The organism is Exilibacterium tricleocarpae (assembly GCF_007004655.1).
In the GTDB taxonomy this organism is placed as follows: Bacteria; Pseudomonadota; Gammaproteobacteria; order Pseudomonadales; family Cellvibrionaceae; genus Exilibacterium; species Exilibacterium tricleocarpae.
Genome location: NZ_ML660094.1, coordinates 319,179 through 331,714 on the forward strand (window position 1 = coordinate 319,179; position 12,536 = coordinate 331,714).

Annotated in this window: 14 protein-coding genes; 7 read left to right on the top strand and 7 right to left on the bottom strand. The window is 54.7% G+C overall.

Translation table 11 applies throughout. The annotated features are described in order from the left end of the window. Nucleotides 1–95: 95 nt before the first annotated feature. Nucleotides 96–722, bottom strand: a complete 627-nt coding sequence (locus FKG94_RS14490; protein ID WP_142905049.1) for an L-threonylcarbamoyladenylate synthase — start codon at nt 720–722, stop codon at nt 96–98. 300 nt (nt 723–1,022) lie between these two features. Further along, a complete protein-coding gene (locus FKG94_RS14495) occupies nt 1,023–1,859 on the bottom strand; it encodes a PHP domain-containing protein (protein WP_142905050.1) in 837 nt (278 codons plus the stop codon). Between the two features lie 260 nt (nt 1,860–2,119). Between FKG94_RS14495 and FKG94_RS14500 the strand changes: the two genes are divergently transcribed. From FKG94_RS14500 to FKG94_RS14530, 7 genes are all read left to right on the top strand, one after another. Continuing rightward, on the top strand, nt 2,120–2,830 hold the full coding sequence (locus FKG94_RS14500; RefSeq protein ID WP_142905051.1) for a VC0807 family protein: 711 nt from the start codon (nt 2,120–2,122) through the stop codon (nt 2,828–2,830). Nucleotides 2,831–2,853: 23 nt separating this feature from the next. After that, a complete protein-coding gene (locus FKG94_RS14505) occupies nt 2,854–3,153 on the top strand; it encodes a YciI family protein (RefSeq protein WP_142905052.1) in 300 nt (99 codons plus the stop codon). A 398-nt stretch (nt 3,154–3,551) separates the two neighbouring features. Then, nucleotides 3,552–4,217, top strand: coding sequence for a TIGR04211 family SH3 domain-containing protein (locus FKG94_RS14510; protein ID WP_179957654.1), 666 nt, complete (start codon nt 3,552–3,554; stop codon nt 4,215–4,217). Nucleotides 4,218–4,231: 14 nt separating this feature from the next. Beyond that, nucleotides 4,232–4,927, top strand: coding sequence for a peptidylprolyl isomerase (locus tag FKG94_RS14515; protein WP_342779085.1), 696 nt, complete (start codon nt 4,232–4,234; stop codon nt 4,925–4,927). A gap of 9 nt (nt 4,928–4,936) precedes the next feature. Further along, nucleotides 4,937–5,692: a pyridoxine 5'-phosphate synthase gene (locus FKG94_RS14520; protein ID WP_142905054.1), complete on the top strand. Its 756-nt coding sequence runs from the start codon at nt 4,937–4,939 to the stop codon at nt 5,690–5,692. Between the two features lie 138 nt (nt 5,693–5,830). Then, nucleotides 5,831–6,244: a CBS domain-containing protein gene (locus tag FKG94_RS14525; protein ID WP_142905055.1), complete on the top strand. Its 414-nt coding sequence runs from the start codon at nt 5,831–5,833 to the stop codon at nt 6,242–6,244. Between the two features lie 114 nt (nt 6,245–6,358). After that, nucleotides 6,359–7,249 carry a Rossmann-like and DUF2520 domain-containing protein gene (locus FKG94_RS14530; protein ID WP_142905056.1) on the top strand — a complete coding sequence of 297 codons (891 nt, stop codon included), beginning with the start codon at nt 6,359–6,361 and terminating at the stop codon, nt 7,247–7,249. A gap of 131 nt (nt 7,250–7,380) precedes the next feature. On the opposite strand, the gene FKG94_RS14535 is transcribed toward FKG94_RS14530, so the two are convergent. The 5 genes from FKG94_RS14535 to FKG94_RS28980 form a co-directional block, all read right to left on the bottom strand. Beyond that, complete coding sequence (locus FKG94_RS14535) at nt 7,381–9,561, bottom strand: NHL repeat-containing protein (protein WP_142905057.1); 2,181 nt, start codon at nt 9,559–9,561, stop codon at nt 7,381–7,383. Between the two features lie 577 nt (nt 9,562–10,138). Beyond that, the gene (locus FKG94_RS14540; protein ID WP_142905058.1) at nt 10,139–10,351 is read right to left on the bottom strand and encodes a hypothetical protein; all 213 of its coding nucleotides are present in this window, start codon (nt 10,349–10,351) and stop codon (nt 10,139–10,141) included. 184 nt (nt 10,352–10,535) lie between these two features. Then, nucleotides 10,536–11,231: a transposase gene (locus FKG94_RS14545; protein WP_142905059.1), complete on the bottom strand. Its 696-nt coding sequence runs from the start codon at nt 11,229–11,231 to the stop codon at nt 10,536–10,538. Between the two features lie 219 nt (nt 11,232–11,450). Next, complete coding sequence (locus FKG94_RS14550) at nt 11,451–11,843, bottom strand: DUF4279 domain-containing protein (protein WP_142905060.1); 393 nt, start codon at nt 11,841–11,843, stop codon at nt 11,451–11,453. Beyond that, nucleotides 11,843–12,536 (bottom strand): RHS repeat-associated core domain-containing protein (locus tag FKG94_RS28980; RefSeq protein ID WP_218943532.1); only part of this gene is annotated, 694 nt, incomplete at its 5' end. The genes FKG94_RS28980 and FKG94_RS14550, both read right to left, overlap by 1 nt.

Sequence of the window (12,536 nt, forward strand, 5' to 3'; positions counted from 1 at the left end):
ACACGTCGGGTCGGCGCCTCGGGCGGCTCATTATAGCGGTTATTACCGAGCCATTACAGCGTCGTGAAAAAAAGATGAAACTTATTACATTTCAATTAGTTATACTCAAAAGCTGAGAAGTCACCACAGCCCTGGCGCAACAGTTGCGGCACCTCTCCGGTAAGGTCCACCACTGTGGTCGGCTCCATCCCGCAAAAGCCCCCGTCGATCACCAATTCGAGCTGGTGCTCCAGGCTCTCGCGAATATCGTAGGGATCGGTCAGGGGAAATTCGTCCCCCGGCAACAGCAGGGTACTGCTCATCAGCGGCTCGCCCAGCGCCTCTATCAGCGCCAGCGCCACGGCATTGGCGGGTACGCGGATGCCGATGGTCTTGCGTTTCGGGTGCAACAGCCGCCTCGGCACCTCGGAGGTGGCCTCGAGAATAAAGGTATAGGGGCCCGGGGTGTGACTTTTCAACATGCGAAACACCTGGTTGTTGACCTTGGCGTAGGTGGCCAGCTCCGACAGGTCGCGGCACATCAGGGTAAAGTTGTGGCGCTTGTCCAGCGCCCGCAGCGCCCGGATGCGATCGAGCGCCATGCGGTCGCCGAGATGGCAACCGAGCGCATAGGCAGAGTCTGTCGGGTAAGCAATCAACCCGCCCTGTCGCAGGATATCGACCGCCTGGTTGATCAGGCGGGATTGCGGGGTTTCTGGATGAATCTGGAAAAACTGCGCCACAAGGACTCCTTTTTATGACTATTTTCTTATGACTGTCTGTCGATGGCCCCAACTGGACTCAGGGTTCGAGATTCAGGTCGGCAGCCCCCGGTAGGTCCGACACCGAGCGCTCAGGCCAGTGGCCCCAAGCGGGTCCGGAGCCGGGGGCTCAGGCCGGTAATCTCGAATAGGCCCACTGCCGGAGGTTTAGGCCAGTGGCGCACATGGCACACAGCCGAGACCCCAGACCAGTGGCCCCGGGTGGGTCTGGAGCCGGGGGGTCGGGCCGATGGCTCCAACTCGACCCGCGGGACCGAATACTCAAGCGGCATCCCACAGCGCCCACACCGGCGGACAATCCGGCGGCAGAGTGCCACAGGCACCCAACTCCTGCCAGGGTTGATCGGGCACATGAAAATCGCTGCCGCAGGATACATGCAATTCAAAGCGTCGGGCCAGTTCGGCCAGCTCCAGCGTCAACCGCTGTTGCTGAAAACCGCTGATGACCTCCAGCGCCCTGCCGCCGCCTTCGCAAAAATCCTCCAGCAGCGCCACCAGACGGGTACGGGTCAATTGATATTTGTCCGGATGCGCCAGTACGGCGACGCCCCCGGCAGCGCTGATCCAACCCACTACCCGGTCCATGGCGGGCCACATCTCTTTGATATCACCGGGCTTGCCGGCCCCCAGATACTTTTTAAACGCCTCATTGACAGAGCCGACATGGCCGGCCTCCTCCAGATAACGGGCAAAATGCGGGCGCCCCACGGCCGCCTCCCCCGCCCAGCGCCGGGCACCCGCCAGCGTCCCTTCGAAACCGTATTTAGCAAGCTTATCGGCAATGCGGGTTGCGCGCTCCTCGCGCACTTGTAACTGGTGACGGCGCGCCTCGGCCATAGCCGGGTGCCCGGTATCGACATTCAACCCCACAATATGAATACCCCGGCCGCGCCACTGGCTGGACAGTTCGATCCCGGCAATCAACTTAAGTCCGGCGGCCGCCGCAGCAGCAGTGGCCGCCGCCACGCCGGCCAGGGTATCATGGTCGGTCAGTGCCAATACCTCCACACCTTTCGATTTGGCTCTCGACACCAGATTTTCAGGGCTTAAAATACCGTCTGAGGCGGTGCTGTGGGTATGTAAATCAACTAGCGGCAAAAAGCACCTCGTATGTTAATAGCTTACCGGCTTACAATCGACAGCCTGCCCGCAAGCAGGCGATCAACTGACGGACCAATCACTGGCGGACTATCAATTGACACCCTTGACAGCTTATCATCTGGCAGCCTGTCAGTTGACGGCCTGCCAGTCCCGGTCGGTGGCCCATCAGTTGACAACCTGCCGCTGACAGCCAAGCGCGGCGACGTCGGGTTGGCACTGCCAGCAGTAATTTAACTCTATTATCCTTGAGCGAACGAATGACACAAGCCACGCCCGAAAAAAACCCCAAAAAAAATGAAAGTCTGATTGCCAACCTGCTGTTCAATATCATTATCCCCACCGTGATCCTGATGAAGTTGAGTGGCGATGAATATCTCGGCACCCGCTGGGCGATTGTGGTGGCATTGGCTTTTCCGATTATTTACGGGTTGCGGGACTACACCCGGACCCAAAAAGTCAATTTTTTCTCCGCCCTGGGTGTTGTCAGTGTCATGCTGACCGGCGGTATCAGCCTGCTGGAGCTTGACCCGAAGTATATCGCGATCAAAGAGGCCGCCATTCCGGGGCTGCTGGGACTGGCAACGTTGATTTCCCTGAAAACCCCCTACCCGCTGGTAAAAACATTTTTGTATAACGATAAAGTGCTGCAGGTGGAGAAGGTAGCCGATGCGCTGAAGACCCACGGCACGGAAGCGGCGTTTGAGAAAACCCTCAGCAACGCCTCAGTGATCGTGGCCTGCGCCTTCTTTCTGTCATCAATCCTGAACTACATATTGGCCAAGGTGTTGCTGGTCAGCCCTCCGGGAACCGTCGCCTTTAATGCGGAACTGGGTAAAATGACAGCACTGAGCTTCCCGGTGATCATGGTGCCCGCCATGGTTGTCATGATGTCGGCCATGTTTTATTTGTTCCGCAGTATCAATAAACTCACGCACCTGAGCCTGGAAGATATTATCGTCCAGCAATAGACGGCCGTTTTACCGGAGCACTTATGTTATACGCCATTATCAGCGAAGATGTCGCCGACAGCCTGGCCCGGCGCAAAGGTGCCAGGGCGGCGCACCTGGCTCGGCTCGAGGCACTCAAAAGCCAGGGGCGGCTGGTGTTGGCCGGCCCCCACCCGCATGCCGACACCGAAGACCCGGGCAGCGCCGGTTTCAGCGGCAGTCTGGTGGTGGCTGAGTTCGCCTCGTTAGAGGAGGCGCAAGCCTGGGCCGATGCCGATCCGTATCGCGAGGCCGGCGTCTACGCCGGGGTCAAGGTCAAGCCTTTCAAGCGGGTTTTACCCTGAAGACCGACTTGCTGGCGTCGAGAGTGCCTGACAATTAAATGTGACCCAGTTGACAAGCATGTTTTCGCTAACTGGAGTAAACTGCGTATAATACGCCCCGGAGTACTGGCCGCGAAGAAGTCAGCAGGGCTCGGGAAAGAGCAGCCGGTAAAGCGATAAGGCAGCAATAGGCCAAGGCATCGCCGGACAAACAGCAACAATGGATGTGCAACACCGGATAAGCCGGATAATAAACCGGATTAAAAGACTGCCGGATACACTGCTGCATGCACAGAACCACCAGGTAAAATACTATTGGGCAAACGATGGGTTGAATATCGGACGGGAAGCGCTATGGCACTACTCCCGAACCCCGACATTACCGGAATACCAAGCACCAAGACTGTATGGAAAGCAACGTGAGACCTTTTCTAACTGCGCTATTTGCCGCCCTGCTTATCAACGCCGCCCACGCCGAAGTCCGCTATATCTCAGATGTGCTCTATGTGCCCCTGCGAAGCGGCCAGGGCACACAGTTTCGCATCATCAACAAGGGCCTGCGCAGCGGCACCAAACTGACAGTGCTCGAGGAGGACCCGGGCGGCGAGTGGACGCGCGTGGAAACCGAGCGCGGCATCCAGGGCTGGATTCGCAACCAGTACCTGCTCGCCGAGCCGACAGCGACGCTGAAACTGCGGGCCGCCCAGCAGACGGCCAGCCAACTGCAAAACCGCACTCAAACGCTGGAACAACAGCTCGCGCAACTGCAGCAGCAGAACCAGCAGCTTGCGGCGCGCCTGGACGACAGTGAAAAACAGGGGCAGACACTGAACAATGAACTGGCGGAGATCAAGACGATCTCCGCCGGGGCGATCGATCTCAACAGCCGCCATCAAACCCTGATGGAGGAACACCAACTCCTGCAGACCGAAATCGATGTGCTCAAGGCCGAAAATGAGCGCCTCGGCGACAAGTCTCTGCAGACCTGGTTTATTTACGGAGCCGGCGCGGTCGGGCTGGGTGTGGTGATCGCACTGGTGGTACCGGCAGTGCGGCCGCGTCGGCGGTATTCGGACTGGCGTTAACGGAGAGTACTTTCATGTCCCGACAAGGCATGTCCCGACAAGGGTCCCGCAAATGGTGTTTGAGCCTGCTTCTCGGCCTGGTGCTGGGGCTGTCACAAGCCACAGCGGAAACCGGCAGCCCCCGGGTGCAACTGGATACGGACTTTGGCGAAGTATTGATCGAACTGTATCCGGACAAGGCGCCGGCGACAGTGAAAAATTTCCTCGAGTATGTCGATCGCCGCTTCTACGACGGTACCATCTTCCACCGGGTCAAGCGCGGCTTTGTCGTGCAGGGCGGCGGTTTCACGTTCGACTTCGTCAAAAAAACCACCGCCGACCCCATCCCCAACGAATCGGCCAATGGGCTGAAAAACACGGCCGGCACCCTGGCCATGGCGCGCTTGCCGTCGCCCGACAGCGCCACCTCCCAGTTTTATATCAACCTCGCCAACAATATTCACCTCGATGCCACCAGGGAGCGACCCGGTTATGCGGTATTCGGCAAGGTTATCACGGGCTTTGATGTCGTGGAGCAAATTGCCAGGGTAGAGACCGGGCTCTATCGGGCGCATCCGGAGGCGCCCAACGTGCCGGTAAGAATTCTCAAAGCGCGGCGCGTGGAGCAGGCCGCGGCATCCGGCACACCTGGGACATCTGCCAAACCGGAGATATCCTCTAAACCTGAAACATCCGCCAAACCCAAGACACCGGCAAAACCCGAGAGTTAAGCACAGCCCATGGCTTTCGCACTGAGCGTCAACCTCAACAAGATCGCCCTGCTGCGTAACTCGCGCCCGGGCAACTATCCCGACGTCGTCGCCCACGGTAGTCGTTGCCTGGCGGCGGGTGCCGATGGCTTGACCGTGCACCCGCGGCCGGACCAGCGTCATATCCGGCCCGACGATGTGCGCCAACTGGCACGCCTGGTCGCCGCTAACCCGGGCATAGAGTTCAATGTAGAGGGCAATCCTTTTGCGCAAAAACTGGGGAATTTCCCCGGCTTTCTGGAATTGGTGACAGAGACCCGCCCGCACCAGTGCACCCTGGTGCCGGACAGCAACGAACAATTGACGTCGGACCACGGCTTCGACCTGACCACCGCCGGCAACCGGCTCGCGCCTGTTATTCGGCAGCTGAAAGACCAGGGCATACGCGTCAGCCTGTTTATGGACCCCGACCTCGCCCAAATCAGCCTGGCGCGGGATATCGGCGCCGACCGCATCGAACTCTATACGGGCCCTTATGCAGCCGCCTGCCGGCGCCGGGCTGCCAACCTCGACGACCTGTTTCAGGACTACTGCCGGGCTGCCACCCACGCCACCCGGATAGGGCTGGGGGTCAATGCGGGCCACGATCTCGACCTCGACAACCTGCCCAAGTTTGCCGGCCTGCCCGGTCTGCTGGAGGTGTCCATCGGTCACGCGCTGATCGTCGATGCCCTGGCACTGGGGCTGGAGGATGCCGTGCGTGCCTACAAAAAGTGCTGTAGTTGATAACTGACGACTGACGATTTATCCCACCATCTGACAGCCGCTGCCCGCAACAACAACTTGCTGTACGCCCCTGGGGAAAGTAGGCTAATCTTGTCATTGAGTGGATACCAATAACGCGACACAGAGGAGAGGCTGCCCGTGCACTCCATCCTAGTTAAAGATTTCATGGACTACGATCCCCATGCAATTCCCGTCACCGCCAATGTGCGCGATGTGGTGAAAAGCCTGTTAAAGGCCGGCATTATCGGCGCGCCGGTTATTGACGAGAATGAAAAAGTCGTGGGGTTTGTCTCTGAGCAGGACTGCATCAAGGAAATGCTCAACGATGTATTCTATTGCGAGGAGCCGCCGGTGGTTACCACCGTAATGCGCACCGACGTACTGACCGTTACCCCGGATACCTCCATCGTCGAAATCGCCGAGACCATGCTACAGAGCAAACCGAAAAACTACCCGGTAGTGGACGACGGCAAACTGGTGGGCCTGATCAACCGCAGCCTGATTCTGAAAGCATTGCTAGCCAACGACGACGACTGTTATATTCACCACTGAAGCAGTCGCCACCAGGCACAGAGCCTTACTCGCCGGGTGGTTCTCACCGCGGGGCATGGCTGATCGGCCCGTGGCGACGGCGGCTGTGGTCGTCGCTCGGGGTAGGATATCCTCTTGAAACCCACACTCAATATTATCGGCTGCGGCAAGCTGGCGAAGACCCTGGCGGCGCTCTGGCACCGGCGCCGCTGCTTGGTCCTGCAGCAGTGTTACTCGCGCAGCTACGGCAGTGCCCGGGCGTTGTGCGATTTCGCCGGCGCCGGGAAGGCCATCGGCGAGTTGGAGGCTTTTAAGGACGCCGATATATGGCTGATCGCTACACCCGACGCGGCAATTGCGGACACCGCCCGCGAGCTTGCCGAGCGCAGACGGGTGGGCACCGGCGCTGTCGTATTTCATTGCAGCGGCGCCCTGACATCCGCACATTTGCGCCCCCTCGACACCTTTGGCGTCTACCGTGCCAGCGTTCACCCGATTCACAGTTTCGCCGACCCCACGGCATCGCTGGCCAGTTTTGGCGGTAGTTATTGCGCCACCGAGGGCGATCATGCTGCGCTGATGCAATTGATCCCGGCTTTCCAACAGATCGGCGGGCTTACTTTTGCTATCGAAGCTGAAGCCAAGACGCTCTATCACGCCGGCTCGGTTATCGGCTGCAACTATCTGGTCACACTGCTGGAGGCGAGCCTGCGCAGCTTCGAAGCGGCGGGTGTGGAGCGGGAACTGGCGGCAAAATTATTGCTGCCCATTATGCACAATACCCTGGACAACGCCCTGACCCGCAGTCCGGTGGCGGCGTTGACTGGCCCGATTTCCCGCGGGGATATCGCCACGGTGGAGAGCCAGTTGGCGGACCTGCAGGCGGTAGCTCCCGACCTGGTCGATCTCTATGCTACTTTGGGGCGGTATACGCTGGCGATTGCCAGGCAGCAGGAGGCGAGCGATGCCGGGGGGTTGGATGACTTGGAGGAACTGTTGGGCGACGGCCCGATGGGGAGAGAGTAAGCCTCGGTATTCACTTGTCTGGAGGTGGTTAAACTTTAGCTCCTCCGTCCCATTAATCATCCTCCGTCCAATTAATTCCTTTAAAGGCGGTTAAACCTGCACCCCGGCCGCTTAACTCCCTTTGACTCCAATCAGGGTGCAGGAGGGTAAGGCATGCGATACAGGCTGTGGTCAGTTCGGTTGTAAAAATAAAGTACCTCTCCGCCGCTACCGAGCATCATGCTGTACACATCAAACGGATAGTCAAAGGCCACTTCTGTGCGCTCTCCCGCGGACAGATTTTGGCGGACTAAATTGAAGACGGCGAAGTCATCGGGGTTGGAAACCAGGTAAATCAAATGATTGTCGCTATCAATCCTAAGCGGCCCTATTCGGCTTCCTATTACGCCATCGAAGAATTCGGACGGCAACCAACTCTCGTTGGCCAAGTCATATTTAGCGATATACAAGCTCCATTCGTGGCCAAAAACCGGAAAGGATTCCACCGTGAAATAAAGGATATTATCAGGGCTGATGGCAAGAGGACCCGGTATCAGAATATATCCGGGGTCTGCCAGTGAAGACAGGAAATCAAATTCGCCGGTCATCGACTCAATACCATAGATATCAATGGCAAAGTCATCCTCGGCAGAGGCCTTGAAAACACTGACAAAGATATCCTCCTCGCCCGGCACCAGACTGGCGGCAAAGCCTGCATTCGTGTCGGCCGGCGGCACCTCACTGATGGACGATTCGGAGAAATCTGTTTTCACCTCCAACAACCACGAGCGTGGATCGAGACCTATATTCTCGCCCGTCAAGAGATAGAGGCGATCACCTTTTATCTTCATATCACTGATGTAAGTCAGATTTTCCGGAAGAAGATAATCGACTACGTGGTTGCCTTGGCGGTCGAGCTTGCTGATATAGCCGGGATAAGCATAAGCCATATAAATACTGCCTGAGGTGTCCTGTACCATAGTTACCAGCGAGCCCCCGGGGATTTCAGCGCTGCAGGTATATGCCGGTGCCTCGCAGATATACAATGAGGAGTTGCGGTCATCCACCATATAAAGATGACGGCTGATTGGATGCATATCGATTTCGGTTACCCGGTTTCGAAAGCCACTGCCAATATCCTGGACATCGACCTCCCCGTCCAGGCCGTCGGGGAAGTACATTAGCGTTGTGTCGCCCTGGTCGGACCTGGCAGCCAGAAACAGACTGCCGGCGTCTGCAACCAGGTCCATCATCTGCCAGGAAACAGCCGGCTCGGTTTCAGCCATCGGAAAGTCCCGGGCATTGACAACTTCTATAGTGTCATTGTCGCCATCCAACCGCAGTTCGAGAATCTGACCTCTCCGGGCATCTGCCACATACAGGCGATTGTCGTCCTGTGCATCCACGGCAATACTTTCGACCTTGCTGGGTGGGCCGCTGCTATGCGTGATCACCGGCCATTGCCGACTACCTTCATCGGTGCCGGTGTCAAACGTGACGATGTTGGAGTTGCCGGCCGCATGCCGGGCCATATAAAACCTATCGTTCTGTACGTCGCCGCCAACGGCTAAATCTGTGTAAGCACCTCCGGGCATACCAGCAGCCGCGCCTGCGATCACCTCAGACGTGCAATCGTCATTCAACCGCAATAACTCTCTCTGGTACAGTTCGTTTTGAATGAGAAACGACATACCACTACTACTGTTTGTCATAGCAAGGAGCCTGCCGGTCCCCACCCATATTGCGACCGAATAGAGATCATGATTGAGCCTGACGATACGCCATTCACCGTTCGTAAGATTCCTGTCATCGCCGACATACATAAAGCCGTCGTCGTCGAAGGCCACTACCCTGGGCCTTTCAAAGCCTCGCTTCAACTGCCCGAGCTGCTGCACGCCTTCACCGGCTTCAGGTGCCGTGGCACATGCCGCAGACAGGGCCAGGTGACCGTAATCAGGCTCACTCCATAAACCTGGCTGCTTGTCTTCCCCGACGGCTCTGACGGCGTATTGGCGTGTCTGCTGCGATGCTCCTGAATCCAAAAACTCACTCTCTGACACCTCACCAAGCAGCGTATAATCCGCATCGGCCTGCCAGCGGGCGTAGACTAAATATCCCTCTGCTGCGTCTACGGGTGTCCACCTTATATGAACGGCATCCGCAGAGGTACCGTCACTGGCACTGACAGTTGCCGGCGCGGGTAGTGGCGGCGCCGGTGGTGTCTGAGCTTGCGGACTGTCGGACGATTCTCCGCCACACCCCGTCAGGAAAAGATAACTGGCAAATGCTGCCCATATACGAACTTTCACTTTCTTGCTGTGCTTAACTGTCATAACCGGCTAAAACCCCGGGTTGCATGTTTGCCTTCCGGCAGAGCTGACTTGGTTATTGATACGACTTTATCGCGGAACATATATCAATTCGTAACGGCCTGTACTTTTTAAGGAAACATCACAATCGATTACTTCACTTTATTGACACTTTTGAATTCACTTTTTAAGGTTCTATGCGTTCATATCTCGTCGGGCGGAAGAGGTAAGACCATCGGACAAGCTTTTTCCATAGAGATAGAAGCAGAGAACTTTTTTAATACACCTTTTCAAAGCTATCCCGAGTCATTGTCAGACAGAAACTCTCGTTAGACAGACATTCTTGTTAGACAACGATAACCAATAGTCGATTGGACCACTATATTGAGGTGGTGAGTTTTTTTAGAACAGAATCTCTGGAGCTGTAATAATAGAGAGTTACTTGGATTTATCTACAGACCTTTGGTATGTTTTGACGCTCAGCATACCGGCGGCCAGGGCGGTGTTATCTCGTGGAAAAGGGGACGGAGGGATTATCTATTAGGAAAAGGAAAAAGGGGACGGAGGGATCGAAAAAGGGGACGGAGGGATTATTTACTACTCACTTGCCATCCATTCCTTTCTTCGGCCTTCCTATGCTCATATTACCCAATGTAATCCCGTACTTTTCTTCAATAGCTTGACAAAAACCATCATCGCCAACCGGATGATTGTAATGAGTCGCCTTTCGCACCATGTGTAAGTCTTCTTCTGCTAAGGCGGACTGAAACAATTCTCGATAGGCATAAGCTCTGCCTGATCGATCCTCGCCCAACCGCAAATATTCCTCGTGTGGAACCAGCCAACTTTTTTCTCGCTTTGAATCAAACTGGCGCGATGACGCCCCTCCCATAGGGTACCTGTGCGTTTGTATTTTACATTGATGTATTGAGCGTAGCGGCTGCCAACAACTTTCAACGTATCTGACCGAAAAAGGGGACGGAGGGATTATCTATTATTCACTTGTCATACATTTTCTTCCTCGGCCTTCCTCTGCTCACATTACCCAATGTAATCCCGTACTTTTCTTCAATGGCTTGACAGAAACCATCATCGCCAACTGGGTAATTGTAATGAGTGGCCTTTCGCAAAAGGTGTAAGTCATCCTCTACTAAGGCAGACCGGAACAATTCTCGATAGGCATAGGCTCTGCCTGATCGATCCTCACCCAATCGCAAGTATTCCTGGTGTGGAACCAGCCAGCTTTTTTCTTCCCACGCGTTGGCCATATAACTTGACCACGCATACGCCTCTGGGCGTTTTACCATACCAGCTCTCACAGCATTCAACTCTATATAGCGATAACAGATAAGCAAGTACCTCTCGCTTTGAATCAGGCTGGCACGGTGGCGCCCCTCCCAAAGGGTACCCGTGCGTTTGTATTTTACATTGATGTATTGGGCATAGCGGCTGCCCACCACTTTCAATGTATTTGACAAGGAGGTAGCTTCCGTGGGTGTTGCCAGGAAGTGGATATGGTTAGTCATCAAACAAAAGGCGTGAACTTTAACGCCATACCGATCTGCCAACTCCCGCCAGAGGTTCAAATAGCATTGGTAATTTTCCGGCTCCATAAAGCAAGCCGCTCGATTATTACCTCGTTGCACAATATGATACGGCTGGTCAGCTATATAGTGTCGGGCACGTCTTGGCATTGCACATCCTTTGCGTTGCCTGCTTAGGTTGAGAGGGAGTGTACTGCAATTGGCTTAAAAAGCTCAGTTGTTCAGTAAATAATCCCTCCGTCCCCTTTTCTGTCCCCTTTTCTCTCTTTTCTCCTTACCTATCTTTGATTGTCACCGATCCATTTTCCCAAAAAGTGCTCAAAGAAAATTATTCTCATTCGCCAGCGATCCCTTTTTTCTTTTTCGCGTTTAGCCATCAGCGTACACATCAAACACTAAACTTAATTCTAAATCGCTAAGCCTTTTCATCGTTGAAGACGATAATATTGCTCCGCCTTGACCATTATCAGAATCAAAAAAAACAGATATATCAATATCACAACCCTTACTTCTAAGATCGATAATTTCTTCTTTTTTGGATTCTGCAAAATCGAGAATCTCACTTAAATGATTATCGAAACTACATGTACGCTCAATCGATGAAGAAAGGCTCCAATAAGAATGTTTGCGAAATCTTTTTCCTTTTGACCAAGGGTCACCCCTTGAAAAGCCTCGCGATGGTTCTCCCAGTATTTCTTTGAAATCATCTATCAAGAGAGTTTCAGAATACACTCGTAATGTAGTTTTCACTTCTAAAGCCATTAAAACTCTTCCTCGATATTACCGATACTATCACCAAGTGTCCCTTGATCTGTTTGTGGAAAGACCTCACCGCAACCATTACAAACTTCAATATCAGGGTTGCCGGAAACCTTTGAATCGTCTTTTAATCCATGAATTCTATCCTTAACTTCTCTAGGCTTGAGACCATGCGCTTGACCAATTTTTCCAGGCTTTTTACTTGTCTTTCCACCACAAGTAGGGCAATCGCCAACCTCCGCTTGTCCTTGCCCTTTATTTTCAGTTTCCGTTGAACCTGAAGAAGTTTCACCAGAGTCGGAAGAATCTGCCGACTCATTAAAATGATTAATGGCAGCATCCGCAATGGCAATGCCAATGATCGCACCAATAGCACCACCAACCACTGCTCCAACCGGACACCCAGGGCCCGTCGCCGCACAACCCGCTCCTGCACCGGCCACAATTGTCGGACTCTCGCCATTTGGATCGGTATATTTGTAAGGATTATTATTCGCGTAAGCGTAACGATTAAATCCTTGGATATTGCCTTGCTGTATGAAGGTTAACGCACTGACCGGGTCATTCGCATAAAACCGCCCAATCACCGGATCATAATATCGGGCCTGCATATAACTCAACCCGAGATCAGCATCAAACTTGTGGCCGGTATAGCCAATCTCGTCTGTCGGCGCTGAAAGCGTCTCGCCGAAGGGC

What these genes read in the sequence shown, in the direction of transcription:
- FKG94_RS14500 (WP_142905051.1), top strand. Translation starts at nt 2,120, where the DNA reads ATGACACAAGCCACGCCCGAAAAAAACCCCAAAAAAAATGAAAGTCTG.
- FKG94_RS14505 (WP_142905052.1), top strand. Translation starts at nt 2,854, where the DNA reads ATGTTATACGCCATTATCAGCGAAGATGTCGCCGACAGCCTGGCCCGG.
- FKG94_RS14515 (WP_342779085.1), top strand. Translation starts at nt 4,232, where the DNA reads ATGTCCCGACAAGGCATGTCCCGACAAGGGTCCCGCAAATGGTGTTTG.
- FKG94_RS14520 (WP_142905054.1), top strand. Translation starts at nt 4,937, where the DNA reads ATGGCTTTCGCACTGAGCGTCAACCTCAACAAGATCGCCCTGCTGCGT.
- FKG94_RS14535 (WP_142905057.1), bottom strand. Translation starts at nt 9,561, where the DNA reads ATGACAGTTAAGCACAGCAAGAAAGTGAAAGTTCGTATATGGGCAGCA.
- FKG94_RS14545 (WP_142905059.1), bottom strand. Translation starts at nt 11,231, where the DNA reads ATGCCAAGACGTGCCCGACACTATATAGCTGACCAGCCGTATCATATT.
- FKG94_RS14550 (WP_142905060.1), bottom strand. Translation starts at nt 11,843, where the DNA reads ATGGCTTTAGAAGTGAAAACTACATTACGAGTGTATTCTGAAACTCTC.